This is a genomic window from Allocoleopsis franciscana PCC 7113, assembly GCF_000317515.1.
GTDB lineage: Bacteria > Cyanobacteriota > Cyanobacteriia > Cyanobacteriales > Coleofasciculaceae > Allocoleopsis > Allocoleopsis franciscana.
In genome coordinates this window covers 1,957,943-1,983,770 of record NC_019738.1, presented here as the reverse complement: position 1 = coordinate 1,983,770, position 25,828 = coordinate 1,957,943, and the positions used below count along the sequence as shown (strand labels likewise).

Genomic DNA, 25,828 nt, shown 5'->3' with positions numbered 1-25,828 from the left:
GCGAATACTTCGGGAGATTCAATCCTGCGGTTTTTCTTCCTCCTGCTCGGCTCCAGAAGTAATATCCAGCAAGCAATCATCTAGGGAACGGATGAGCTTCTGTATCTCATCGATAACAGAACGCCTAAAAACAGACATGACAGCATCTATATGGTCAGTAGTACCAGCTTTCCCCAGATGCTTGTATTTACTCAACTCTTCGGAGGTCGCGCATGGGAAGTATGGAGTCGGCACTTGTAATTTGTAGTACCAATATTTCTTATTATTTTGCCGAACTTGATAACGCGCTACCCAAGCCCCGGATGGAGCCAGCTCACCCTGTTTTAATATTTGTCTTTGTTGTTTTTCTAACGCTGCTATCGCCTTTTTAATACGCTCAAATCGAGCGAGTTTATCTCGCTCAATATCCTTGGAAGTCTTTCGAGGCATAAAGATAAATCCTAATTATTCGCGATTGTAACTCGCGAAAAAAAGCAGCGTGCTTCTTTTCATACTGTTTTTGGGTTTTTTAAGCGCTTGGAGCAAGCTGTCGATTCAGATAAGCGCACCGCAGTTGCAGCATTTGCGGTAAATTTTGGGACTTCCATTGAGCGCCGACTATTTGTAGCCGCTTGTCTATCTGTTTGACCGCAGACTCTACAGCTCCCGAAGCAATCGAACTTAATTGTTCGGCTTGAAAGTACATATAATTGACTAAGCGATGCCTATGTTTACGTAGATAACTTATAAAGTTAGTAGCCCCGACATAGTTAGTTTTCCGGAGTTTACTAATCGCTTCTTCGACCACTCCTTGCCACAAATCTGCTTCGATTTGTTCTAAAAACTTTTTCGATGCCTGAATTTTATAGAGGTTCTCTTTCAAATGATACCAGTCAAGAATTTCTTGTCGGGTCTGGTCGTCGGCTATTTGTGCAAATAGGTTCCACACCCCATCGTGTCCATCACCCAAGCAATAAATGGTTCGAGCCAGGTTTTGGCTGTTCACCCAATTAATTAGAGAAAAATTATCTTGAAAGAAGGCTCCGTAATATATTCCTTGTAGTCGTCCGGTTTTATACTCCTTCCAGTAGGCGGGTTTACCTTTTTCCTGTGAGCGTAAACGCACTTTCCCACCATCGAGACAAACTTCTGTCAGTTTTTGTTTAATATTAGGTGGCGATAGCTCTACTTTCTGGGCTTGGCGATGATGAGTGCTGTGACCTACTTCTACCCCGGTCAAGACTTTCAGGTCATTCTCTGCATCTTGAAATGATTCATTTGCTGCAAGTAATAAACAGCATTTTTCCAGAAGAGGACTTAACCGTCGATACGGCTCAATTCCTAAACGTGACGCTTGTTTTTGAGTGATTTTTATCCGACCCACACAACTTCTTATCGTTCGGATGCGTCCCGATTCTGTTCCCGTCTTTTCTCCGATAAAAAAAAGGTTATTTGGGGGCTGACATGTTCTAGCACTTGGTCGCGCACCGCTGTTTCAATACCCTCTAACGTCTCAATTTTCTCTTGTGGAGTATTTTTATAGAGAATTTTAGCTATCGCCTTGATATGGTCGGCTAAAAGTTTTTTGTCTTCTGGTGTCATTGTCATAAAGAGGCTCCCTAACTAATTAAATTGTCGCAGTTAGGGCAACATCCGCCTAGTCGGCCTTTATTCGCGAGTAAAAATCGCGAATAAACTTCCCGTTCTCTTGCCTTCTTGCAAAATTGGGATGCTCCCGAAAAAACTCTCTAGAGTACTGAAAAATACCTCTGACTCTATCAGCAACCTGCGGAATGTGGGTTTCAGCTGACATTTCCTGACTTGCCCTGACAAGTTCCTTGCGTTGCCCAAAATTTGGTTAAACTGACGCTAAATGATTTCAAAACTCGCTTATGTCACTCCCCGAAAACTTCCTGATCCAATTGGAACAATACGGTGAATTGTCTGCCGGAGAAAGGACTGTTTTCCTGGTAATCTTTGGTCGCGATTTAAGTCGAGTACAGGCGACACAAGAGCTGATACTCTCTGAGAGTAGTCTGAGTACTTACCTGACGGGAATCTATAAAAAATTCAAGATTAGTGGCTGCGGGCCGACGAAGGAGAATCGACTGCGCGAATTTTTGATTAAACGGTTCTCGCAAGCACAATCTCTGGCTCTTTCAACTCCTGACTCGTTAAAACCAACGATCAATGAGCTAGTTCAAGAAATGCGGTAAAAAATACAGGGATGCATTGGACGAACTTAAAGAAGCCGATAGCAACTATACATTAGGACAAATTCAGGGTTTTTCCAATCAATTTCACCGCAATCAATTTATTATAACTTGTCGTATTGCTGCACGAGACTACATTTTTGAGCCGTTTACTCAGGTAGAGATTGCTGACTTTGATGACCAACAAATTGCGACTTTTGCTAAGAAGTGGTTTCACAATAAACATGATTATGTGGTAGCGATAAGAAGTAATCACGGAGTCTGGATGCCCTCTCATCAAAGGATAAGGTACAATAAGTGGCGAAAATTTGACCGGATTTTTGCCGATGGAACCAAGCAAGTTCGCTACATTCGAGAAGTTATTTATGGCAAAAGGCGGTCACGACAGTACTGGGAAATTACAACGAATCCCCAAACTCTTCCCCCCAACGAAACTTGGTCTGTAATGACGAGAATCCCTGATGTTAAATATCACCAAGTTGGCAACCTTTACAGGTTACGCAATTGGGTAGAGTATGGGCTAAAACCAAGTAAAAATGAATTAGGCTGGGCAGATTTTCGCCTTACCAGTTACACCAATATTGAAAAATGGTGGGAACTTGTCTGTAGTGCTTACCTACTTGTGAGTCTCCATTCAAACGCCTTGCCAACTCTTCAGAAACCACTAGCTAATATCCCGAACACAGGGCTGGGAATTCTGTTAGCCGAACACCGTTACTGGGACTTCAAGACCGGTTGGAAAAACTTGCTGAACAACCTCCGTTTAATTGTACAACCCTTTGTGGCTTCTCAACTGATGCAATTTTGGCTCAAAGTCTTTCCTATTCCTGAGCTTTCTGTGGGCTTAAATCGGTTACTTGCTTTTATGAATCGGTTCCCCGGAGCCATTCCCCTAGCTGACGCTCCTGCTGATTTCCACTTTTTCTCTGCCTAGAGTGACAAAAGAGCGCTACATTTCGGATTCGCTCTAATTCAGGGGGCGACAAGCGCCCCCAAAGCCGGAAGTGTAAAGGGTTTTACCCAACAAGCCCTCGTGCCAAATACCGAGTTTATTGACAATGAGATGGATGGAGGCAGGAAGGAGAGACGAAGGTGTACCCAATGTATGGTAAAAAAGAACGGTCTTATTAGCGAAAACAAGACCGCCATCAAAAATGCTACCAATATTCTATCAAGTTCAGCTAGAAAAGTATTTAAGTCAGTCTCAAATAATTACATTGAAGCTGTTAGTCTGGTTACGGCAAAGCAAAAAAAGACCACTCCAGGAAAATTATTAATGCCAATTCCCATAAATTTATTAGTTCTATCAATTACCACCAGTTATCACCTGATTGCGACTTGGCTTGAAAATAAAAAGTATCATCCACCAGGACAACTGATTGACATCGGCGGTTACAAACTGCATTTATACTCCAAAGGTCAAGGCAAACCAACGGTTATCGTTGACCATAGCCTTGGTGGAATCGATGGTTACTTTCTCATAGAAGAAATTGCCAAACTTACACAAGTATGTATATACGATCGCGCTGGATATGGGTGGAGCGATTCAAGCCCCAAACCCCGTTCAACGCAAGAAATTGTTAAAGAATTAGATACACTCCTGAACATAGCTGAAATTCAGCCCCCCTATATTTTAGTGGGTGACTCTTTTGGCAGTTACAATATGAGGCTTTATGCCCATCAATTTCCCGAAAAAGTCATTGGCATCGTAATGACAGATGGGCTTCATGAAGTCGGCTTGTTAAAGATGTCTATAAGTTTGCAGGCATTAAAATTATTTTTTATGTCTGGATTTGCCATGTCCATCCTGGGTTCAATTTTGGGCATTGTTAGGCTTTTAGGCACATTGGGAATGTTTGAACTGCTCAAAAAAGAGCTGCGTCATTTCCCCAAGAAAATACTAAAACAAGTCAAACGTTCGTTTTATCATTATCGACACTGGCTGACCATGTGGCGCGAAATGTGGAACTTAGATTTGAGTAGTGTTCAGGTGAGTCAAGTTAAGAGCTTAGGCAATCTTCCGATGGTTAGTATCAAATCAAGTACCTTCTTTAAACGCTCCATCTGGAATTTTTATCTACCTGTTCAAGCCGCCGATCATTTACGAGATAAAATGCACACTGAAATCCTCAAATTGTCAACCCATTCTACGTCATTACCAGCGACCCAAAGTTCTCACTTTGTTTGGATTGATCAGCCAGAGATTATCTTGGAAGCGATTCAGAAACTCTTGCCCAAATAAGTCTAGTCTAAAACTGCTGAAACATCATGTTTTCAGCAGTTTATCGAATATTACTAACTACTCGGTTTCGGTCTTATTCTTTCGTTCGCATCAATTTAAAAATTAACCAAACGTTGAGCCATTCCAACCCCACATCGCCCCTTTAGCATCGGCAAATTCGATATAGATTCGATTGATAGATACGCCGAGCTTTTCGCTAATCGTCTGGCAAAAATCCTGACTCATGGCTTTAGTTTGCGCGGGACTCATGGAGCCAATACTTTTCACTTCTATGTAACAGGTTGGCTCAATTGTGCCCCCAAAAGTCATCGCGACATTGGGTTCAAATGCAGTCATCACATAAGATTCCGGCTTACCCAGATGATTGGCTAATTTGCTAGAAAGAATCTTCAGCAACCCTTCAACGGCTGTTGATTCTGGAGCATCAGCAGAAGTTTGCACCTTAATTAGAGGCATAGGCTTGTAATCACCACTTGGTTAAAACGATTTCAGATTTTAAGGAGCAGTTAGCGGCTATCTATCCACCGTAATTCCAGCCAGTGCTTTCCAGCAAAAGCGGCTCACCCTCGCGGTGCACACCCGCACCAATCACTTGAGCGACAAACACGGTATGGTCACCTTGATCTACAGTGGCTACCACCTTACATTCAACGTAACCCAGAGTATCAGAAATAATGGGACAGCCCGTTTCTGCTCCCTCATAGAAATCTACATCTTCCAACTTATTGCCAACTCGCCTCTGCGGCTTGAAAAATTTCGCCGCCATGTCCTTTTGTCCACTCTCTAGGAAGCTGAGGGTAAACACTCCCGTGTTTTTCAGCATTTCATGAGAGCCACTATCTTTTTTAATGCAATTCACCACCAACGGCGGCTCAAACGAAGACTGCATCACCCAGCTCACCGTGAAACCATTCATTTCCTCACCCTCTTTCACTCCGCAGATATGAAGACCGTGAGGAATCTTCCGCAGCATTGTCTTTTTCGCTTGTTCGTCTAGCAAGGATTATTCTCCCTAAGTGCTCACACATCGCATTAAGTGTACCAACAGGCAAGGGACAAGGGGTATCGGTTCCTAGCCAATCGCTAAAATGCTCAGCCTATGCCAATATTGACAGCAATAATCTGCCTGTGGGGTGAGCCTCCTGCCCGCCCTGTTACTCTAATGACTGCCTGGACGAAACACTTGACTGATGCGTCCGAGAAAGCCTTTAGGCTTGAAGTTATCTTTAAACTGAGTAAATTCACCGGCATCTAACCACACCCCTTGACATTTGGGGCATACTTCATACCAGATACAGTACTGGTCAATGTCCACCAGGCGAGTCATTTTCGTGTGGCAACGAGGGCATTGAATATCGCCCGTTATATTATCGAGTTGGCTGCCAATTTCTTGGTCGCCAATATCCAAGCCTTCAGAACCTTGAATTGTTTTGAGCTGTTCCGCCTCAAGGGAATCAAACCAAATTCCTTTGCAACCAAGGCAACGGTCTACTTCAATTCCAGCCCAGACGACTGGCTCTAAGCGTCCTCTACATTTTGGGCAGACAGTTGAATTCATAATTTTGAAATGGCACCTGTTTTCAGGTTATCCAACAGGGCGAGAGGGTCGAAACAAATGGGAGTGTTCGGGATGGTACAGACGGGAACGGGCTAATTCATGCCCAGCGTCTACGCTTTCAGGGGTACTAAGGCTGAAGTCTGTCTGGGATGTTAGTTCGTTCCTTGCCGTTCTCAGCGCCGGACTAATCAGATAAAGGGTTGTCCGAATAAGATTTTCGGCTTGCGTCAGTGCCGCCATCTGTTCTAGGGGAACCAGCCAGATTTTCTCATCCGGCCATCCGATGCGGAAGCAAACGGCGACAGGAGTATCAGCAGGGTAATGTTCCAGCAGTTTGGCTTGAGCGTCTTCGATATGACGGGCGCTGAGGTAGAGGCACAAACTGGCTTGATGAGCGGCTAAAGATGCCAGTTCTTCCGACTCCGGTACAGCGGAAGCACGCCCACTGATGCGAGTGAGAATAATGGACTGTACCAGTCCCGGCACTGTCAGCTCAACACCGAGTTTAGCAGCGGCGGCTTGGAAGGCGCTAATCCCTGGAATGAGTTCAAAGGGGATGGAGGCTTCGGCAAGGGCTTGCATTTGCTCATGGATGGCGCTGTAGAGACTCAGGTCACCGGAATGTAAGCGAACGACGGATTTGTGCGATCGCACCCGTTCAATCATCAATGGCACAATCTCTTCTAGGGTTTTATTCCCCGTGCGAACCAATTCCGCATCGGGACGGACACCCTGCAACATCTGCGGGGGGACGAGGGAATCCGCCAGCACAATCACATCCGCTTGGGCGAGAATTTTCTGTGCCTTAACGGTCAATAATTCAGGGTCTCCTGGCCCTGCACCAATAATGTAAACGGCAGGTGCTAGGGGAGGCAGGGCGTTTTCCAGGGGGGTTGAGTCAGTAGAGTGAGACATAAAAACAAGTCAACGGGTTCAGGTCTTGCACTAATCTCAACTATCCTTTCATGGGCAAGGCTTGTATGCCTAGTCTACAAGCACAATGATTAAACTCCCGACTATACACTATCTGCGTCTACTCAGATAGTAAGAAGAATCCCCTAGCTTCAGCTATCGGGAGTCGTCAAGCCAGAGGTAGATAAAACCGAAACGTACTACCAACGCCCAGTTGACTTTCGACTTCAATCTCACCGCCTTGCAATTCAATCAACCGTTGAGAAATCGCCAGACCAATACCCGTTCCTCCTGTGTGCTGATTTCGAGACTTTTCTGCCCGCCAGAAGCGCTCAAAAACACGAGGTAAATCTTCGGGTGAAAGTCCAATCCCCGTATCAGTCACCGCAATCCACAATCGCGGGATAAAAGCTTTTGCCCCTTCGCTTTCTGTCCAAGCACGGATGATGATTGAACCCGACTCCGTATAGGTGAGAGCGTTACCTAAAAGGTTAACTAACACCTGTTCCACCCGGTCAATATCAGCCAGTACAATTGGCAATTGCTCCGGACAGTCTAAATGCAACTGTGGGCCATCTTCTAATATCTGGTCAGCAAATTTTTCCACCAAAGACTCTAACAAGGGACGGATATTGACAGACCCAATCTTAATCGGGAGATACCCAGCTTCTGCTTTAGAAAGTTCTTGTAAATCATTAATCAAACGTTCTAGCCGCCTAGTTTCCTTGGCTAAGCGCTGATAAACTACTGGAGTAGGCTCAATTTGACCATCAGCTAGTTCTTCAAGATAACCCCGCAGCACCGTTAAAGGAGTTCGCAGTTCATGGGTGAGGTCACTGACTAAGTCTCGCCGTCGCTGTTCTACATCTTCCAAACTGACAGCCATCCGGTTAAAACTATTAGCCAGTTGATTAATTTCAGGAATCTCACTCGGTGGCAGTCGCTCATCGAGTTGTCCTGCTGCAAACTGTTGGGTAATTTGTTCGATTTGAGTCAGAGGCTGTACAATTCGCTTAGAAATCCAATAACTCAGTCCACCGGCAGCCGTAGTCCCAACAATCACTGACCAAAAGGTACTTCGATTCCAAGCGGTTTCAAACCCCTTAACCAGATAAGTCCGAGCAAAGCGTAACGTGAGACCTCTGCCTTCGAGTTGTTGCAGGTGCAGGACAAACAAGCGAGGGGAAGACAACTTGCCAATAATCACAAGAGAACCTACGCCCACAATCATCACTAAAAGATGGGAAAAAAACAGGCGTGAGGCTAAAGGCAAGGATTTCATCCGACGCAAATTATCCTTACTCATTGGCTGACAAAATTCCCGTGAAATGATGTGGAAGTTTTAAGTTGTAGCTAAGTCTTCAAACTTGTAGCCGACGCCAATCACCGTCTTAACAAAAGTCGGATTAGCGGAGTCAGGCTCAATTTTTTTTCGCAACCGCGCTACATGGGTATCAACGACTCGTTCATCACCAAAAAAGTTATCTCCCCAAAGTTTATCAATGAGCTGAGTCCGATTCCAAACTCGACCCGGCTGACTAATAAATGTTGCCAACAGATTAAATTCTAAAGTGGTTAAGTCCAGCACTTCTGTGTCACCTACCTCCAGTTGGCGTGTTGCAGTGCGCTGATCGACATTAACTACAAAATGTTGGGTTTGATAGATTAAATGCTGTCCCCCATGACGTAGACTGCGCCGTAATAGCGCCCGAACTCTGGCTACTAATTCTGTCGGACTAAAAGGTTTAACCAAATAATCATCTGCACCTGTGGATAGACCAATCACCCGGTCGATTTCCTCACCCTTAGCCGTCAACATCAAAATATAGGGGTCTTTCACACCGGGCTTTTGTCGAATTCTGGCACAGACTTCCAAACCATCCAGACCTGGAAGCATCAAATCTAAAATGATTACATCGGGTTGTTGTTGGGGAAACGCCTGTAAAGCCGTTAGTCCATCGGCACACCAGTTGCAGACAAACCCTTCTCTTTCTAAAGCGATCTGGATGAGTTTGGCAATTTCTGGTTCATCCTCGACAATTAAAATATCCATAAAATCCTCCATTTAGAAATTAGGAAGTTCAATCACAAATTCAGTTCCTTGACCCGGAGAGGAAATACAGTACAATCGCCCCTTGTGGAGCTCAACCACAATTTGGTAGCTAATGGCTAACCCTAAACCCGTACCTTCGCCGACGGGTTTTGTCGTGAAAAAGGGGTCAAAAGCTCTGGAACTCACTTCTTCTGTCATACCTGAACCATTATCTACAATGCGAATCACAATCCAGGGCTTGGAGGCAGATTTTGAACTTATTTCCGTGCGAATTTTGATCATGCCAGGGTTAGCACTAATTTCGGCAAAATTCTGATGACGGTTCTGTTTCTCTAACGCATCAATGGCATTATTCAGGAGATTCATGAAAACCTGATTGAGTTCTCCTGGATAGCACTTGACCAAAGGCAGATTACTATAGTCTTTAATCACCTGAATCGTCTGAGAGTTCAACGGTGGCTTCAAACGACCTTCTAAAAGAATTAAAGTACTATCAATTCCTTGATGAATATCCACCTCTTTAACAGCCGCTTCATCCACACGAGAAAAAGTACTTAAACTCTGAACAATTTTCCGAATCCGTTCAGCCCCTAATTTCATAGAATCAAGGAGTTTGGGGAAATCTTCTATTACAAAATCTAGGTCAACCTCATCAATTTTTGCTGCAATTTCTAGGGTAGAATGAGGCAGATTTTTTTGATACAAATTAATCAGATAGAATAAGTCACTAATATAATTATGGGCATGGTTAATATTGCCATAAATGAAATTAATGGGATTATTAATTTCGTGAGCCATCCCCGCCACCAACTGCCCTAGAGAAGACATTTTCTCAGTTTGAATGAGCTGTGCCTGCGTATTCTGAAGTTTGCGTAAGGTTTGTTCTAATTGATTGGCTTGTCGTTGTAGCTGCACTTTCGATTGCCGGACGGCTTCCTCCGTTTGCTTGCGCTTAGTAATATCTCTATCGATACCGCGATACCCTTGGAAATTACCCGCCTGATCAAAGAAAGGTACACCACTCATTTCGAGTACTACAATATGTCCATCTTTGTGAAAGTTGCTGTTCTCAAGATTGGTAATTGACTGTCGCAAAGCCACCCGATTACTCATCAGCTCACTTACACAACAGGCTTCTTCGGAGGGCATGAAGTCAAAGGGTGTTTTACCTAAAACCTCTGCCACTTCATAACCTAAAGTATCTTTAATTTGGGGACTAACGTAGGTGTATATGGCATTCCGGTCAACCTCCCAAATGAAATCGTTAGTGCTTTCAACCAGATTCCGAAATCGCTCCTCACTCTCTCGCAAGGCGTCCTCGGCTTGTTTGCGATCGCTAATATCACGAGCAATCCCAATCACTGACACCACGCGCCCGCTAGCGTCTCTCAACAGTGACAGATTGGAGATATACCATCGCCAAGTACCAGTCTTGTGTCTAACTCGGTACTCAACCCCAGATTGATTTTGAGCCTTTTCGATCGCTCGACGTAAGGTACCCAAACAGACGGGTACGTCATCGGGATGGACAAACAGAGTAAAAACTTTGCCCTCAACCTCTGAAATTTCGTGCCCTAAAAGTTCAACCCAGTTCGGGGAAACATAAGAAAAGATGCCATCCGGTGTTAACTGATAAATAATATCGTTCGCATTTTCCACCATGCTGCGAAACTTTTGTTCGCTTTGTTGAAGCGCTTCCTTTGCTTTATAGCGCTCGCTGATGTCGCGGACAAAGATGCAGTTATACTCTTGACCCTTGAATTCTAGATGATTGATGCTAATCTCAACCGGGAAAATTCGACCATCTTTAGCACGGTTTGTAGACTCTAAAGTCACAGAACCCAAAGGTTTTAGTTTTTTTCGGTATTCTGGCCAAGATTGAGCAGGAAGGTTGGGATCGACATCATAGACACTCATCGAGAGCAGTTCCTTACGAGAATAGCCCAACATTTGGCAAGCCGCTTCGTTGACGTAAAAGAAGTGAGCCTCGCCATCCATCCACAAAATCGCCTCAGGAGCATAATCCATGGAAAACTGCGTGAATCGTAGCGGTTCATTAACCGGGCTTAACTCACCTGTCCTTTCCTCCACACTATGTTCAAGTTCTTTCCTCGTCTGCCACAACTCATCTTCCGCTTGTTTGCGTGCCGTGATGTCGATGAGCAAGCCATCCCAGAGAATCTCTCCATCCGCCTGTCGTTCCGGTGCAGAAGCCGCTTGAATCCATTTAATCTGCCCCGATGGTAAGATAAACCGGCCTTCCCAAGACCATGGCTGTAAGGTTTCAATGGAATGGGTCACTGAGCGGTTGAAGTCTTCTTCATCCTGTGGGTGAATCATCGACATGAGAACACTGGCATCGGCTTCAATCTCAATCGCCTCCACTTCAAAAATCCGGCGACAACTCGGACTGATAAAGGGAAAAGCCAGAGTGCCATCTGGATACCTCAAAAATTGGTAAATGACTCCCGGCACACGAGCAGAGATTCTTCGCCATCGCAGTTCGCTCTTAGAAAGAGTGGCTTCTGATTGATGAGATTGAGTGATTGAGTCTTCCATGGTTCAGATTGAGTCAGCCGTAATCACATCTATCCAAAAGAATTTCTGCGCCAGGATTTCCCTGTTGTTATGGCGTTAGCTGGATATGGCTGAAAGCTTTAAGTGTCGAGAGGCTAAGTCAGGATAATAGTTTTAAGTTTAAGGGGCACGACAATGCCGTGCCCCTAGGATGGCGCATGAATAATTTTTTGTGGAAGTCTTTTAATCACTGGGGGGTGAGGACAAGAGTTACTGCTAAGTTAAGGTATACAACCATTGGGGGAAAATTTCTATGATTTGAATCATGTCGCACAAGCCTCATGGTGCTAAGGAGTTCTCCTGGAGGAAAGGGTTTACCTCCTGATTGTCTGACTAAAAGATAAAAACAATATTAAACTTCCACTAGAGTTTATATAGTTTTGTTACAAAACCGGGCTAAAAAAAGGGTAGGTACAAGACCTACCCCGACTATTTTTGAGATATTGTCAAAACTTAAACGAGCTTCAGGTCTGGATACTCAGCCATCAAGTCATCTGAGGTGAGAGTATCGCCTTCGGCTTGAGGTGTCCAGAGAATTTCTACAGCCAGTAACCGCTCACTAGAAATACTACCCATTTGACGCAGAGCTTGACGCAGGTCATCTGAGCTATTGATGGTTGGGAGTTCCAGCTTGCCTTGAGTCCCGACCACCAGGGTAACGACAATGTATTCACCCGGTGCCTCTGCGCCAACGATTTGTCCACCATCAGCCGGTAAAGAAGTCTGAGAAGAACCGTCTCTAAGTTGATTGTTGACATTCGAGAGGGTTTCTGCGGTAAACTTGCTCCGCTCCGCCAGTGCAAATTGATTAAATTTGGCTTCTGCCGCTTCCAGTGCAGTTTGTTGAGATTGAGCCGCACCATAAACCCAGTATTCAGGGTGACGCAGTAAAGCTAAAGTTGACTCTTGCAGAACTTGAGCTCTCCCTTGAGCAGAACCTGTATCCGCACTCAGCGCTAACTCATCTAACTCTTTCTGGAGACCACGCGCCCCTTCTAACAGACCTACTTGTACCCGACCGACGGAAATCTTGGGGTTGCTGTAGCCTGGAACATCATTATCGCCACCCTCACCCATGCGGCGGAAGGTTTGTACCAAGAAATTAGCGATCGCAAAAAAAATCAGGATACCGAATATACTGCCAAATCCACCGCCAAATAAGAAGGGCATCAGAAAGAACGACCCTCCAAATCCGCCGCCATATCCATAACCATAACCATAGCCGCCACCCGGTGAGCGGTAACCACCACTCGGAGGTGAGTAGGTACGACTGGGGGCACGGAATGAACCACCCCCAATCCGACCCCCACTTCTCGCGGCTAGGGCATTACCGGCGTTCCCCAAAACGAGGGAACAGATCAGCCCAAATAGAAAAAGGGATTTCAAAAAAGGTTTAATCGCTGAAAAAATTTTGTTACGCATAGGAAAACCATTAATCTCCAAGCTAAGTGAAACTTTAGCGGCTCTAGTAGCTCAAAACATCTTTTGACCAACAAGTCTTAAGGTGGAGAGCCAAGAAAAGGGAAATCCGCAAGGGGTTCTGCTAGCTCCTTCTCTAATTTACCGCTATCACTTACTGGGCTGGGAAACCGCTCTGGAGGGATTCCCGACACAAATAGCCGTACTTTCACTTTGACTTTTACCGTTTGTCTGGCTTACCCACCCCCAACAATCGTGACAATTTCCAGCTTGTCGCCCTCCTGGATTTGAGTTTCGGACCAATATTGCCGATGGAGAATCTCGCCGTTATACTCCACGGCGACTAGGCGGGGATTTAAGCCTAACTGTTCTAGAAGTTGCGGAAGCAAAGTGTGGGGTTCACAGGTACGGGTTTCACCATTTACTTGAAGAGTAATGCGATCGCTTGTGTTAGACATGAGATTGAGTGACACGGGCTTCGATGCTACGGAGAGTGTGCTGTCGTGTGAGTTGAGACAAAAAGTACTGCGTGACTAGGGTCGGTTGGTCAGCTTGCATGATGGCACGCACAATGGCTACTCGCTGGGCACCGGCTCCTAGAACCTCGTTAATATTACTTGGATCGATGCCTCCGATCGCAAACCAGGGTATGGTGGCCTGCTTAGCGGCATATTGCACATACTCCAAACCCGCTGCGGCCTTCCCTTCTTTGGTCGGCGTCTCATAAATCGGCCCCACACCGATATAGTCTGCACCTTCATCAATCGCACGTCGCATTTCCTCCGGATTGGTGGTCGAGCGACCAATGAGGCGCTGGGAGCCAAGGAGTTGCCGTGCTAGGGCGATCGGGATATCCTGTTGCCCTAAATGCACACCATCCGCATCCACCGCCAAGGCTAAATCGACCCGGTCGTTCATGATAAACAACGCCCCGTAGTGATGGCACATCTGGCATAGTTTCTGGGCATAGGAGAGCCTCTCCGTATCGTCTGCGGTTTTTTCTCGGTACTGTACCAGGGTGAGTCCACCTTGAAGCGCCGCTTCTACCGTGGTAAATAGCTGTTCTGAAGCAGACGTAACCAGGTAAAGATGCGATCGCTCCAAGAGTTGATGACGCCGATAGGTCAGCAAATTGCTCTCCAATGTATAAACTCGGTAGCGCATCTGCTTAAAGACTGCACCCATCTCTGGGTGATAAAGCTTGCCGTATTCTTCCAACACCCGCAGCGCTTCTTCCACTCGGCAAAGATTAGCCTGCAAAAGCTGCTCAATACTGGAGCGCTGTTCTTCCTTCGGGTGAGTCAAATCGGTGCCAGGGTCTTGTGGAGTATCCCGTGATGCCCGAATTTCTTGAGTATGCCAGCTAGCTAATTCCTGGCGCATTTGCTTGCATTCTTGTGCCAGTGAGCCGCTATTGAGACCAAAACGGCACCACTCTTCAATAATTCGCAAGCCTTCTCTCGCTCGGTCTAAATTGGCGTCTAAAATGCGGCAAATAGCTGGCTCTTGCCATCTACGACTGCTGTATTGAGCGCTCATCGCTTGCCTTTACTCCATTATTTGTAATCGTAACAGGGCTTCTTTAAAAGATTCTGACCGGATTGGTTTGCGCGTCAACGCCAGAGCGGATGAACCTCCTTCGATAGACTGGTACCACTGATGATGATCTTGAATTCGTCATTTTATACAGCAAGAGAAAAAGGTGACGGCAAATAATAAGTTTTATCCTATCCTCAAGTCGGTTAACCTTTATCGAAATTAGGTCGATAAAAGACAAATTGTCTCGCCCGCAAATAGATAGCTCTCACGGATTATGGAGTTAGTCATCTTGATCGGTCTACAAGCTTCGGGGAAGAGTACCTTCTTCCATCAGTATTGGGCGGCAACCCACGAACTTGTGAGTAAAGACTTGATGCGGAACAATAAAAATCGTGCTAGAAGGCAAGCACAGCTCGTTGAAGCGGCACTACAAGCGAGTCGTTCTGTTGTCGTTGATAATACCAACCCAACAGTTGAGGAACGAGCCTCACTCATTGAACTAGGCAAGCTATACGGCGCTCAGATTTTGGGATATTACTTTCAATCCAAAGTCAGTGATTGTCTGGAACGCAACCAGCAACGCACGGGTAAAGCCAGAGTACCCGATGTAGGAATTTTCGCCACAAATCAGAAGTTAGTCCCCCCTTCTTATGCGGAGGGCTTCCATCAACTGTTTTATGTGAAGATGGCGGATAACTCGGCTTTTGAGATTCGTGCGTGGACTGAAGTGGAGGTCGCTGATGGATAATGATCGCTTTGAACACAAAATGCGTTCTTTGGAGTACTTTCACTCCCTACGCCTCTTGCCTGGTGCTTGGGTCGTAATTCGTGTGGATGGTCGTGGGTTCTCGCGCTTTACAGAGTCACGATTTGAGAAGCCGTTTGATTTGGAGTTTCACAGGGTAATGGTGCAAACGGCTTCAGCGCTGTTAGAAGAACTTCACGGAATTTACGCCTACACAGAAAGCGATGAAATTTCTGTGTTATTTCGTCCGAACTGGGATTTGTTTGACCGCAGTTTGGAAAAAATTGTTTCAATTTCTGCCAGTATTGCCAGTGCAACTTTTACCCATATCTCTGGAAGTGTCGTCAATTTTGATAGCCGCGTCTGGTTAGGGGTAGACAAGTCACAAGTCGTGGATTACTTTCGTTGGCGGCAGGCAGATGCCACTCGTTGTGCGTTAAATGGTTGGTGTTACTGGACGCTACGCAAAGCAGGCGAAAGCAAAAGGTCTGCGACAGCAACGCTGGAGGGTCAGTCCATTGCCTTCAAAAACGAGTTGCTTTTTCAGCATGGTATCAATTTCAATGCGTTACCTACCTGGCAGCGTCGAGGGGTGGGTTTGTACTGGGAAGACTACGAGAAATCAGGCTTCGATCCGGTTCGGGAACAAGAAGTTGTAGTGACACGGCATCGGATCAAAGTGGATGAAGAATTGCCGATGAAAGAGGCTTATGATGAGTTTATTGCTCGCCTGATCAAATAGGGAAAGATCGTTTATAGGCATAGAGTTGGTGGCTCTGTGGCACTAAATGTAAAACATTCCCTTTTTGCTGATCGTTTAACGGCATCATACACTACTAATTCTTGGCGCTCAGCTTCGCTGGTGCCGTAGGCAATTGCAGAACTTTGCGGTCTCCTGAAGTTGAGAAAGTAAAACAGGCAATAAACAGCCGGGGATGAAGAGATAAAAATCAGATCATATCGACCTCCACCCCCAATGAACAAGTAGGGGGTTACCCTACTTTTAATAACTTCAGATAAACTTAGTTGTTAGCTCATTCCTCACCTAATTCAGGTTCATCACCAAAGGTAATTAATTTCAAATGATCGCGGTCTTGAATCAGGTACTTGGCAACTAAATATCCAGCAATTGTCCAGGTTTGATAAAGTCTCGCCTCTCTGCCAATGACATCGCCATTCTTTCCATCATAATATTCAGGCCACTCATCATCTAATAAGTAATGTTCAGCCTGTTGAATGGCACGTTCAGCTATCTCTATTTTCTTTGTTTTTAGAGCTGCTGCTGTTAAAGACCAGAGCAAAACAGGCCAACTTCCACCATTGTGGTACGACCAGGGGACATTTTTGGGGTCGCATCCCGTAATACTCTCCCAATCGCGTTCCTCTAGGGCTGGATAACACAGCTTCATCGGCATATTTCCCATCAACTTCGACCATTGCAGTTCAATTAAATGCATAATGCTGTTTGACTGCTCAGGTGTAGCTAGCCCAGAAATAATACTGAGCAAGTTACCTTGAGAGAAAAAACGAAAATCTATCCAGCCAACACCCAAATTTCCAACTAAATAACCTCCTTTTCTGTCTACCCAAGGTAGTACCCATTCAGGAACAGAATTCTCGTAGATATTGAACTTATTTAAAGCCGTTTCCCCAAACTCTTCCGTCTGGTAACGATAGATTGCCCTCACTCGTTTGGGGTCTAGCCAATACCGTTCTCGAATGTATTTCGTCAGCAACGGCAACCGACTATCCACTTCCCGCTTTTCAATATAGCTTTCATTAACGAGCAATTCATAACGAGCAGCACGTAAAGCATGATGAAATAATGATTGAATTTCCAACGGATGTCCATAAACTCCCATCCGACGGTCAATCATAAATGCCGCTTCTGGCACTAACATGGTTGGGGTCATGTCAAATCGCTTACTCAAGCAAATATCCAGAATTAATTGAATGCCCCGTTGGAATTCGATTCGATGAGCAATCTTTTCTTCTGGTCGGTTGGCTATTTGACAAGCTTTTTCATAAGCTCGTAACAAAATAATCCACCACAAACCTGAATCAACGGGTGTTACTCTGCCAATCGCTCGCTGACCAAAATCAGGTTCAATTTCTTGATTTGATGTTACTTCAAAGCTAGCCGGCATTAAACCTTCGCCTAACCGAATTCCATCAATCAGAAGTTCTTTCCCCTGCCAGTGTTGTCTGACTTCACCAAATAACCCTTGACCTTTCTTTAACCCAGCTCTATCAGACTGCAAGGCTAAGGTAAATTCAAGAAAATTCCGGACGATTTCTCGTTCTCCTTGCATGAGAAAGGCAAGCCCTGAAGGAACAAAATCGCGGACAAAACAATGTCCATAGTTGAGTTGTTCTTCTTCAAGAACGTCTTCCTTCGCTGCTACCGTCCCGACTGGCTGTTGCTGATAAGTCATAATGGACTGCTTCAGCCTTGCTTGCGCTTCTTCTACTATTCTGCTGTTCATCACTCTGCTCTTTTTTAGCTTTTGTTCTCTTCTACTGAACGAATAAGAATGCAACCCTGACAAGAAAAATTAAGCCCAATTGAAACGTTGAGCTTGAATCAAAAGATACGGTTGACTTCTCCTCAATTTGAAGACACGACCCTTTTCACCGGATGTTAAACGACACTCATCTATCGAGGTCGCTAACACTCCTGTGTTGTTAGAGGTTAGCTAATGTAATGACCCAAAACTATAGGGTTTGCCATTCTTGGGGATGGCACTTGATTTTTTGTATCAAAGGTTCAGAGATTTGATTGATTTTCCATTAATAACCCTAGGAGTTTTTACATTAGATACACAAATCAGCCAGTAATTTAATCCTGAGCCTATATCTAGTCTTTTAGCCTTACCTACACTTTCAATTAGAGCTAACTTGCATCAGACATTCTGCCTTTCCTGACTTGTTTTACCTCTGAATAAATAAACTCTAAAATTGTCGCTAAATAGTTGTCAAGACTCAGTAATATTTGTTGAAATATTTACAGATTAATCTCCTCCTAATTTTGCCACTTTTTCAGCTAAAATTGTAATTATTGAACACATTAACCACTCAAGTTCTCTAGCGCTTGGTAAAGCCTTCTCCAAGGGTAAACTAAGGTATGGAAATCGGAGAAGCAGCATTGAGCCTTGATGTAATTGTTATTGGTAGTGGGATTGGCGGCTTAACATGTGCCTCTCTACTGGCGCGGTACGGTAAGCGAGTGCTGGTGTGCGAGAGCCATGCGATCGCTGGAGGTGCCGCTCATAGTTTTAAACGGCGGGGGTTTGAGTTTGATTCGGGTCCTTCGTTTTACTGCGGGCTAAGTGACCAACGTCCCAGCCTCAACCCTTTGCGGCAAGTATTGGACGTTCTCGGAGAATCGTTGCAAGTCGTTTCCTACGACCCCTTGGGATATTACCATTTTCCGGAAGAAACGTTTCCAGTTTACAGCAATGCTACTCGCTATCGAGAGGCTGTTGCTCAGATTACACCCCAAGGAGCTAGGGAACTCCAAGGATTTGAAAAACGTTTGTTGCTTCTCTATGACTGCTTACGGGATATCCCAACCCTTGCCCTGAGAGCCGATTGGCAGCTCATTCCTGTCTTATTAGGACGCTATTTGCCCTCCCTGTTCAAAATGCTACCCCAACTGGGTATCATCCAGGGTTCCGTCGGGGATGTGATGGACAAAGAGGTTTGTGACCCTTGGGTGCGGCGATTGATTGATTTAGAGTGCTTTCTCCTATCTGGACTAAAGGCACACGGCACGATCGCACCTGAAGTAGCATTTATGTTAGGCGAACGCACCCGCGCAGGCGTGGAGTATCCCGTTGGGGGCAGTGGGGCAATTGTTGACGCTTTGGTACGCGGCTTAACACGCTGGGGAGGCGAGTTGCGACTGAATGCTCACGTCGAGCAAATTCTGGTAGAAGCCGATAAAGTCGTTGGAGTACGGTTACGCCAAGGAGAAATCCTCAAAGCCCCTGTGGTCATCTCCAATGCCACGATTTGGGATACTTTTGTAGGAGTAAACGGTCGTTTGCCCCTACTGCGTCCGGACGATTTGCCCCAGTCTTACCAACAGTTAGCTTTAGAGACACCTGCGGTTGATAGTTTCATGCACTTACACCTGGGTATCCGGGCAGAGGGATTAGAGGGGCTAACGGGACATCATGTCGTTGTTCACGATCGCAACAAGGATATTACAGAAGCGGGAAATACCTGTATGATTTCCATCCCCTCCGTGTGGGATGCCAATCTCGCCCCAGAGGGGCATCATACGGTTCATGCCTATACTTTAGAACCTTACGAAGGATGGCAACGGGATGAGGGGTATGAGGAAAGGAAGAAAGCGCGATCGCAACCCTTATTTCGTGCCTTGGAACGCATTATTCCCGATATCCGACAACGCATCGTCTTAGAACTGATTGGCACCCCCCTAACTCACGCCCACTACTTGCGCCGTTATCAAGGAACCTATGGCCCTGCGATCGCGGCTGGTAAAGGCATGTTTCCCAGTTGCCAAACCCCTATTGCTGGTTTATATCGTGTCGGTGATAGCACCATGCCGGGGATTGGAGTTCCTGCGGTTGCAGCATCCGGCATCCTCTGTGCCAATACCTTGGTTACCCCTCAACAAACATCTGAATTATTGGGAAGTCTAAGCAACAAGTGACTTGACTTCTGAAAAAGCAGAATCAGCTCAAATCCAGGCGTCTCGCTTACCAAAATTCCGTAAATATACTAATGCGAGGCAGCGCTTCTTGAATTAGGCTCAAAAAAGAGCGATGCTCTTTTATTCAGTGTGGAAAAATCAGCCTTCGCAGGGCTTATCCGTTAATCAGTTTCATTAAATCATGAATGACCAAGCACTTAAGCAAGCGCTGCTAAACCTTCCTGACGATGCACAAGAATCCATAGTCGATCGAATTTTTGTACCAGAATTTTTGCAAGCACTGGGTTTTGGACTAATGGAACGTGTTCCCCACTATACAACTGGAATCCGTCCAGATAAGGTTGATTATGCTCTTCGTCATAATACCAATGGAGATATTTTCCTAGCTACTCAATCTAATCCTTATATTCTGCTTGAATTAAAGGGTAGGCACATTAACCTGAGCGATGGATCTACCCAATATCAATCTACGTTTAAGCAACTTAAGGGCTACTTGTTAGATAGTAATTGTAAAACGGTACAGTGGGGTATTAGGGAGCATCCCAATTGTGCAAAAATAAAGGGACAGCCATTATTCGCGAGTAATAATCGCGAATACTTCGGGAGATTCAATCCTGCGGTTTTTCTTCCTCCTGCTCGGCTCCAGAAGTAATATCCAGCAAGCAATCATCTAGGGAACGGATGAGCTTCTGTATCTCATCGATAACAGAACGCCTAAAAACAGACATGACAGCATCTATATGGTCAGTAGTACCAGCTTTCCCCAGATGCTTGTATTTACTCAACTCTTCGGAGGTCGCGCATGGGAAGTATGGAGTCGGCACTTGTAATTTGTAGTACCAATATTTCTTATTATTTTGCCGAACTTGATAACGCGCTACCCAAGCCCCGGATGGAGCCAGCTCACCCTGTTTTAATATTTGTCTTTGTTGTTTTTCTAACGCTGCTATCGCCTTTTTAATACGCTCAAATCGAGCGAGTTTATCTCGCTCAATATCCTTGGAAGTCTTTCGAGGCATAAAGATAAATCCTAATTATTCGCGATTGTAACTCGCGAAAAAAAGCAGCGTGCTTCTTTTCATACTGTTTTTGGGTTTTTTAAGCGCTTGGAGCAAGCTGTCGATTCAGATAAGCGCACCGCAGTTGCAGCATTTGCGGTAAATTTTGGGACTTCCATTGAGCGCCGACTATTTGTAGCCGCTTGTCTATCTGTTTGACCGCAGACTCTACAGCTCCCGAAGCAATCGAACTTAATTGTTCGGCTTGAAAGTACATATAATTGACTAAGCGATGCCTATGTTTACGTAGATAACTTATAAAGTTAGTAGCCCCGACATAGTTAGTTTTCCGGAGTTTACTAATCGCTTCTTCGACCACTCCTTGCCACAAATCTGCTTCGATTTGTTCTAAAAACTTTTTCGATGCCTGAATTTTATAGAGGTTCTCTTTCAAATGATACCAGTCAAGAATTTCTTGTCGGGTCTGGTCGTCGGCTATTTGTGCAAATAGGTTCCACACCCCATCGTGTCCATCACCCAAGCAATAAATGGTTCGAGCCAGGTTTTGGCTGTTCACCCAATTAATTAGAGAAAAATTATCTTGAAAGAAGGCTCCGTAATATATTCCTTGTAGTCGTCCGGTTTTATACTCCTTCCAGTAGGCGGGTTTACCTTTTTCCTGTGAGCGTAAACGCACTTTCCCACCATCGAGACAAACTTCTGTCAGTTTTTGTTTAATATTAGGTGGCGATAGCTCTACTTTCTGGGCTTGGCGATGATGAGTGCTGTGACCTACTTCTACCCCGGTCAAGACTTTCAGGTCATTCTCTGCATCTTGAAATGATTCATTTGCTGCAAGTAATAAACAGCATTTTTTCCAGAAGAGGACTTAACCGTCGATACGGCTCAATTCCTAAACGTGACGCTTGTTTTTGAGTGATTTTTATCCGACCCACACAACTTCTTATCGTTCGGATGCGTCCCGATTCTGTTCCCGTCTTTTCTCCGATAAAAAAAAGGTTATTTGGGGGCTGACATGTTCTAGCACTTGGTCGCGCACCGCTGTTTCAATACCCTCTAACGTCTCAATTTTCTCTTGTGGAGTATTTTTATAGAGAATTTTAGCTATCGCCTTGATATGGTCGGCTAAAAGTTTTTTGTCTTCTGGTGTCATTGTCATAAAGAGGCTCCCTAACTAATTAAATTGTCGCAGTTAGGGCAACATCCGCCTAGTCGGCCTTTATTCGCGAGTAAAAATCGCGAATAAACTTCCCGTTCTCTTGCCTTCTTGCAAAATTGGGATGCTCCCGGGGTATTATTACTAATTCAGTCCACATACAATTATTCAGAAAGCATGGGAGGGTTATTTACCCAGCAACATCCTGTCTTGATATTACGCCAGATAATCTCATTGAGATTGTAACAGCTATAAAACAGAAAATCGAAAATACGCCAAGAGCATTGACAGTAGCAATATACAACAATAAAGGCGGGGTAGGCAAAACGACGACTACTGTTAATTTAGCTGCTGTTCTCACATTAAAGGGAAAAAAGCTCTCATTGTTGACTTCGACCCTAACCAGCAAGACCTTACTAATTCATTATCTATAAAACAAGGTAAGGAAACCTTCTCTTCTTACTTGGAAGATAAAAAAAACAGTGTCAAACCTGGTGATGTAATACAGCCATTCGTCACAAAGAATGCAAGAAATGGTCAATCATTTCAGTTTGATATTATTCCTGCTGATGAATTGTTAGCTAGTCTGAGTGAAGACCAGTTACGCCAAAGATTTAAAATATTCAGGCTTCGTCAAATATTAGATAGTTTAAAGTCTGAATATGATTACATTTTGATTGATTCACCTCCTAACTGGCGATTCTTGAGTGCAAGTGCTATATATGCCTCAGATGTTGTGCTAATTCCAACTAAGCACAACAACATCTTTTCCCTAGAGAATGCAGCCATAGCTATCAAACGATTTATCCCTGAAGTTCAACAAGTAAGAAAAGATGGTGGACCTATTGCACTACCAATTTTCTTCAATGGCGAGAAGATTCCAGAACCCCAAAAAATTACTGCTTATCATGCGATAGATAACCTCATTGAAGAGGCTAAGAAAGATAAACAAAAAAAGTTTGACATGCTTCCCTATTTCTATCCTCGCTACACTCCAGCTAAAAAAGATCGTCATATCTTTGAACTACCTAGTTATGCTCATATAGCTAGTGCGGCTTTTTCTCGTATGCCTGCTGCTTACAAAGACAAAACAGCTCGTCAGTATTATCTAGAGTTAGCGAAGGAGTATTTTCTGCAATGAGCAACTTAAGTGATATTGGTAACTTAATGCATCTGTACATGGATGAAATTCAACCTGGTGAAGGGACAGATGCTCCTGAATTTTTGATTACCGCTACAGCAAAAACTCTCAACAAGTTAGGCGGTCGTAATTGGGTTCCTGTAATTGTCAAAGAAATTGGCGAAGACCAATATGAAGTCATTGGCAACTCATTTATCTATGCTGTTGCTGAAGAAGCGGGTTTAGAGAAAGTCTGGTGCATTATTGCTGATTCTAGTAACGAAACTGTAGAACTGACTAAAGTTCTATCAGGCGAAGTAACACCAAAAATCAACCTTTCTACAGCCACGAGAGATGACATTAAAGCTGCACTCCAATATTTAATTGAAAAACCTGGTGCTGAACTTAAGGGAGTTAAGCTTTTGATTGCTACCGATCGCATTGATGAAGCTCCTCGTCAGTACTGGAAAACACTAGACCCAATTACAACACTCAAGTGTGGTATTACCAAAGGTAAGAAGCTAAATGCTTTAAAGGAAGTCTTCTACTTAACCCCTCAACCCATGCCTGAAGTTATCAAAGAGTCTACTAGCTTAAACACCCTAACTGCTGGAGAGCTGAGAGATATGGCTAAAAAGCGTGGGATAGCTGGCTACAGCAAGAAGAGGAAGAACGACTTAATTGAATTACTTAGCCAGTAATAGAGCTAACACCTAAACTCCTCACTAAAGCTCCGGCTTATCAAGGGGGGAACAGAAAAAGTATCTGTTTTCAGTCGGCGAGTAAATTGATATTACTCCCCCCTTAACAAGGGGGGGTGGGGGGGTAAGATCCGTAACTCATCACCTCACCATAATTCCCAAATTTCCTGAGTAATCCTCTCCAAAACCCCTTCCAAATTATCGTACACCTCATTATTCGTAAACCTTAAAAACCTAATCCCAACAGATTCAATAAAAGCCTGTCTTTCCCGATCATATTCTTGTGCGCCATCTTGAAAATGGCTGTCTCCATCAATTTCTATCGCTAGTTTAAGTTCAGGGCAATAAAAATCAATAACGAACTGACCGACACCATATTGGCTGCGAAACTTACAGCCTTCAATCTGCTTACCTTTGAGTTTTTGCCAAATCATAAATTCAGCTTTTGTCATATTCTGCCGAAGCTGTTGTCGTTTCGCTTTTTCGGATGCTCTGTTATAAAGTTTGGTCATAGCTATAGTTGGGTTTTATAGATGTCAGTCGTTATAAGTGTTTCTCCTCTTACCCCCCCAGCCCCCCTTGGTAAGGGGGGAGCAAGAGAGAAGAGAAATGCGATCGCACTTTCTTCCCCTATCCCTACTCCTTCTCCTCACCTACAACACCAAGGTAAAGCCTGATAAACTCCTCAGCCGCCTCTGAATTAATCTTGTGAAGCGCATCTCGAATATCAATCACTGCATCAGCCACAGGATCGCCAATTTCATAAACCCAACGGTGAACGCTAGAGCGACTAATCCCCATCTCCACAGCTAATCGATTCTGAGTAATGTCGTAGTTTTCCAATACTTGCTTAAGGGCTTTGCCTGCTCTTCCCATGCCTTGTGAAACTTTGTCAGAGGCTTATAACCGAATAAATGTTCTATCTTCAGAACATTGAGGTAAGATAGAAATGTTCTGTCTTCAGAACATCTTTTTTGAACCACAACAAAAAAAGCAATTGCCTAGAGCGCCAAGCGCTTGCTGGGCAATCGCTGTCGTGTCTACTAATAGATTACCAATGAAAAAATCAAAAGCGACGGAAGCACTCCGAGTCGCCACAGATATTGCTGCCATAAAAGCAGCACTGCATCAACGCGGCTACCGACTTCGTAAACAACCCAAACAACCCGTCTGGAAAATCATCATCACCCTTGGTCCCCCCTTAACAAGGGGGGAAACAGGGGGGTTCTACACGCTGACTTATCAACCCGCCCCAATCAGCGCCTGGGTACTTCACCCGCAAGACAACGACATCAGACGCCAAACCCTTGAAACCATCATTCAAAGCGCCCTAAAAAAGCAACCCGCAAACCCAATTAGGACATCGTCATGACCTACTTACAACGCCTCAATCCCTGGTGCATCATCCGCCCCTTCCCCGATATGCGTACCCTCATCGTCGGGCGCTTTCGCCGCCGAGTTGATGCGGAGGGGCATCTGCGAATCCTCAAGCAAATGATACCCAGCGTTCCTTATGAAATTGTTTTTGACGTAATGCCAGATGAGGTAGACGATTAGATCCCCCTAAATCTCCTCACCTTCGGCTCCGGCTTAAAAAGGGGGACTTTAAGAGTTTTCTCCCCCCTCGTTTCTAATGTCCCCCCTTACCAAGGGGGGATTAGGGGGGTGGGGGGGCTGGGGGGGATCTAAACTCTCGCAACCAAACCGAGAGAAGAAGCGTTCAGCCGTCTTTCAGAGATTCACGCACAACGACTTGTGTATTTGCACTGTCACGAACCAATATAACCAAGCGATCGCTCACAATACTGTTTCACTGGATAACGGAGAGGGTGGGATTCGAACCCACGGACTCTTTCGAGTCACTCGATTTCAAGTCGAGCGCATTCGACCACTCTGCCACCTCTCCGGGCTAAT

At 44.9% G+C, this 25,828-nt stretch carries 26 protein-coding genes, 1 tRNA gene and 2 pseudogenes; 11 read left to right on the top strand and 18 right to left on the bottom strand.

Going from position 1 to position 25,828, the window contains the following annotated elements; translation table 11 throughout:
• Positions 1–18 precede the first annotated feature (18 nt).
• Together MIC7113_RS08390 and MIC7113_RS08385 are read right to left on the bottom strand one after the other, a co-directional pair.
• Positions 19–429, bottom strand: a complete 411-nt coding sequence (locus tag MIC7113_RS08390; protein WP_015180238.1) for a hypothetical protein — start codon at positions 427–429, stop codon at positions 19–21.
• A 79-nt stretch (positions 430–508) separates the two neighbouring features.
• Positions 509–1,587 (bottom strand): ISKra4-like element ISMic1 family transposase gene (locus MIC7113_RS08385; RefSeq protein ID WP_076612115.1). Its coding sequence is split into 2 segments (ribosomal slippage): positions 509–1,423 and positions 1,426–1,587, totalling 1,077 coding nucleotides; the frame shifts between segments, so codons are not numbered across the junction.
• A 284-nt stretch (positions 1,588–1,871) separates the two neighbouring features.
• Here MIC7113_RS08385 and MIC7113_RS08375 point away from each other — a divergent pair.
• The 3 genes from MIC7113_RS08375 to MIC7113_RS08365 all read left to right on the top strand — a co-directional run bounded on the left by MIC7113_RS08375 (position 1,872) and on the right by MIC7113_RS08365 (position 4,434).
• A complete protein-coding gene (locus tag MIC7113_RS08375; RefSeq protein WP_015181738.1) occupies positions 1,872–2,195 on the top strand; it encodes a hypothetical protein in 324 nt (107 codons plus the stop codon).
• A gap of 16 nt (positions 2,196–2,211) precedes the next feature.
• Positions 2,212–3,126, top strand: coding sequence for a transposase (locus MIC7113_RS08370; RefSeq protein ID WP_015181737.1), 915 nt, complete (start codon positions 2,212–2,214; stop codon positions 3,124–3,126).
• Between the two features lie 342 nt (positions 3,127–3,468).
• Positions 3,469–4,434, top strand: coding sequence for an alpha/beta fold hydrolase (locus MIC7113_RS08365; RefSeq protein ID WP_041780592.1), 966 nt, complete (start codon positions 3,469–3,471; stop codon positions 4,432–4,434).
• Between the two features lie 102 nt (positions 4,435–4,536).
• On the opposite strand, the gene MIC7113_RS08360 is transcribed toward MIC7113_RS08365, so the two are convergent.
• From MIC7113_RS08360 to MIC7113_RS08315, 10 genes are all read right to left on the bottom strand, one after another.
• Positions 4,537–4,890 (bottom strand): phenylpyruvate tautomerase MIF-related protein, encoded by a 354-nt coding sequence (locus MIC7113_RS08360; protein ID WP_015181735.1) that lies wholly within the window; start codon positions 4,888–4,890, stop codon positions 4,537–4,539.
• Between the two features lie 61 nt (positions 4,891–4,951).
• Positions 4,952–5,434: a flavin reductase family protein gene (locus MIC7113_RS08355; RefSeq protein ID WP_015181734.1), complete on the bottom strand. Its 483-nt coding sequence runs from the start codon at positions 5,432–5,434 to the stop codon at positions 4,952–4,954.
• Positions 5,435–5,593: 159 nt separating this feature from the next.
• Positions 5,594–5,992, bottom strand: coding sequence for a zf-TFIIB domain-containing protein (locus MIC7113_RS08350; protein WP_015181733.1), 399 nt, complete (start codon positions 5,990–5,992; stop codon positions 5,594–5,596).
• 27 nt (positions 5,993–6,019) lie between these two features.
• The gene (cobM, locus tag MIC7113_RS08345) at positions 6,020–6,907 is read right to left on the bottom strand and encodes a precorrin-4 C(11)-methyltransferase (RefSeq protein WP_015181732.1); all 888 of its coding nucleotides are present in this window, start codon (positions 6,905–6,907) and stop codon (positions 6,020–6,022) included.
• Positions 6,908–7,073: 166 nt separating this feature from the next.
• Positions 7,074–8,210, bottom strand: coding sequence for a sensor histidine kinase (locus tag MIC7113_RS08340; RefSeq protein WP_015181731.1), 1,137 nt, complete (start codon positions 8,208–8,210; stop codon positions 7,074–7,076).
• Positions 8,211–8,246: 36 nt separating this feature from the next.
• Positions 8,247–8,957 (bottom strand): response regulator transcription factor, encoded by a 711-nt coding sequence (locus MIC7113_RS08335; protein ID WP_015181730.1) that lies wholly within the window; start codon positions 8,955–8,957, stop codon positions 8,247–8,249.
• Between the two features lie 12 nt (positions 8,958–8,969).
• The gene (locus MIC7113_RS08330; RefSeq protein ID WP_015181729.1) at positions 8,970–11,516 is read right to left on the bottom strand and encodes a PAS domain S-box protein; all 2,547 of its coding nucleotides are present in this window, start codon (positions 11,514–11,516) and stop codon (positions 8,970–8,972) included.
• Between the two features lie 471 nt (positions 11,517–11,987).
• Positions 11,988–12,956 carry a DUF1517 domain-containing protein gene (locus MIC7113_RS08325; RefSeq protein WP_015181728.1) on the bottom strand — a complete coding sequence of 323 codons (969 nt, stop codon included), beginning with the start codon at positions 12,954–12,956 and terminating at the stop codon, positions 11,988–11,990.
• 233 nt (positions 12,957–13,189) lie between these two features.
• On the bottom strand, positions 13,190–13,411 hold the full coding sequence (gene thiS, locus MIC7113_RS08320) for a sulfur carrier protein ThiS (RefSeq protein WP_015181727.1): 222 nt from the start codon (positions 13,409–13,411) through the stop codon (positions 13,190–13,192).
• The gene (locus tag MIC7113_RS08315) at positions 13,404–14,492 is read right to left on the bottom strand and encodes a thiamine phosphate synthase (RefSeq protein WP_015181726.1); all 1,089 of its coding nucleotides are present in this window, start codon (positions 14,490–14,492) and stop codon (positions 13,404–13,406) included. The genes thiS and MIC7113_RS08315 overlap by 8 nt, the downstream gene beginning before the upstream one ends.
• 274 nt (positions 14,493–14,766) lie before the next feature.
• Here MIC7113_RS08315 and MIC7113_RS08310 point away from each other — a divergent pair, with 274 nt between their 5' ends.
• Positions 14,767–15,240 carry an ATP-binding protein gene (locus MIC7113_RS08310; protein ID WP_015181725.1) on the top strand — a complete coding sequence of 158 codons (474 nt, stop codon included), beginning with the start codon at positions 14,767–14,769 and terminating at the stop codon, positions 15,238–15,240.
• Entirely contained in the window at positions 15,233–15,979 is a 747-nt protein-coding gene (locus tag MIC7113_RS08305) for a tRNA(His) guanylyltransferase Thg1 family protein (protein WP_015181724.1), read from the top strand. Before MIC7113_RS08310 ends, MIC7113_RS08305 begins: the two co-directional genes overlap by 8 nt.
• A gap of 292 nt (positions 15,980–16,271) precedes the next feature.
• Here MIC7113_RS08305 and MIC7113_RS08300 read toward each other — a convergent pair whose 3' ends face one another.
• Complete coding sequence (locus MIC7113_RS08300) at positions 16,272–17,723, bottom strand: glycoside hydrolase 100 family protein (RefSeq protein ID WP_015181723.1); 1,452 nt, start codon at positions 17,721–17,723, stop codon at positions 16,272–16,274.
• Positions 17,724–18,361: 638 nt separating this feature from the next.
• On the opposite strand from MIC7113_RS08300, the gene MIC7113_RS08295 reads away from it, so the two are divergent.
• Positions 18,362–19,918, top strand: coding sequence for a phytoene desaturase family protein (locus tag MIC7113_RS08295; RefSeq protein WP_015181722.1), 1,557 nt, complete (start codon positions 18,362–18,364; stop codon positions 19,916–19,918).
• A 181-nt stretch (positions 19,919–20,099) separates the two neighbouring features.
• On the top strand, positions 20,100–20,570 hold the full coding sequence (locus MIC7113_RS36075; protein WP_015181721.1) for a hypothetical protein: 471 nt from the start codon (positions 20,100–20,102) through the stop codon (positions 20,568–20,570).
• Here MIC7113_RS36075 and MIC7113_RS08285 read toward each other — a convergent pair.
• Together MIC7113_RS08285 and MIC7113_RS08280 are read right to left on the bottom strand one after the other, a co-directional pair.
• On the bottom strand, positions 20,527–20,937 hold the full coding sequence (locus tag MIC7113_RS08285) for a hypothetical protein (RefSeq protein WP_015180238.1): 411 nt from the start codon (positions 20,935–20,937) through the stop codon (positions 20,527–20,529). The genes MIC7113_RS36075 and MIC7113_RS08285 overlap by 44 nt on opposite strands.
• A 79-nt stretch (positions 20,938–21,016) precedes the next feature.
• Positions 21,017–22,096: pseudogene (locus tag MIC7113_RS08280) on the bottom strand (ISKra4-like element ISMic1 family transposase).
• 116 nt (positions 22,097–22,212) lie between these two features.
• Between MIC7113_RS08280 and MIC7113_RS35335 the strand changes: the two are divergent.
• Positions 22,213–23,234 (top strand): annotated as a pseudogene (locus MIC7113_RS35335) (ParA family protein).
• Positions 23,231–23,914: a Rho termination factor N-terminal domain-containing protein gene (locus tag MIC7113_RS08265; RefSeq protein WP_015181719.1), complete on the top strand. Its 684-nt coding sequence runs from the start codon at positions 23,231–23,233 to the stop codon at positions 23,912–23,914. The pseudogene MIC7113_RS35335 and the gene MIC7113_RS08265 overlap by 4 nt, the downstream one beginning before the upstream one ends.
• 146 nt (positions 23,915–24,060) lie before the next feature.
• Here the strand turns inward: MIC7113_RS08265 and MIC7113_RS08260 are convergent, their stop codons facing one another.
• Both MIC7113_RS08260 and MIC7113_RS08255 read right to left on the bottom strand, forming a co-directional pair.
• The gene (locus tag MIC7113_RS08260; RefSeq protein ID WP_015181718.1) at positions 24,061–24,426 is read right to left on the bottom strand and encodes an endonuclease domain-containing protein; all 366 of its coding nucleotides are present in this window, start codon (positions 24,424–24,426) and stop codon (positions 24,061–24,063) included.
• A gap of 124 nt (positions 24,427–24,550) precedes the next feature.
• Complete coding sequence (locus MIC7113_RS08255; protein WP_015181717.1) at positions 24,551–24,790, bottom strand: helix-turn-helix domain-containing protein; 240 nt, start codon at positions 24,788–24,790, stop codon at positions 24,551–24,553.
• A 181-nt stretch (positions 24,791–24,971) separates the two neighbouring features.
• Here MIC7113_RS08255 and MIC7113_RS08250 point away from each other — a divergent pair, with 181 nt between their 5' ends.
• Entirely contained in the window at positions 24,972–25,286 is a 315-nt protein-coding gene (locus MIC7113_RS08250) for a hypothetical protein (protein WP_081594712.1), read from the top strand.
• Positions 25,283–25,471 (top strand): hypothetical protein, encoded by a 189-nt coding sequence (locus tag MIC7113_RS08245; protein WP_015181715.1) that lies wholly within the window; start codon positions 25,283–25,285, stop codon positions 25,469–25,471. Before MIC7113_RS08250 ends, MIC7113_RS08245 begins: the two co-directional genes overlap by 4 nt.
• A 264-nt stretch (positions 25,472–25,735) precedes the next feature.
• On the opposite strand, the gene MIC7113_RS08240 is transcribed toward MIC7113_RS08245, so the two are convergent.
• Positions 25,736–25,820, bottom strand: a tRNA-Ser gene (locus tag MIC7113_RS08240).
• Positions 25,821–25,828: the final 8 nt, after the last annotated feature.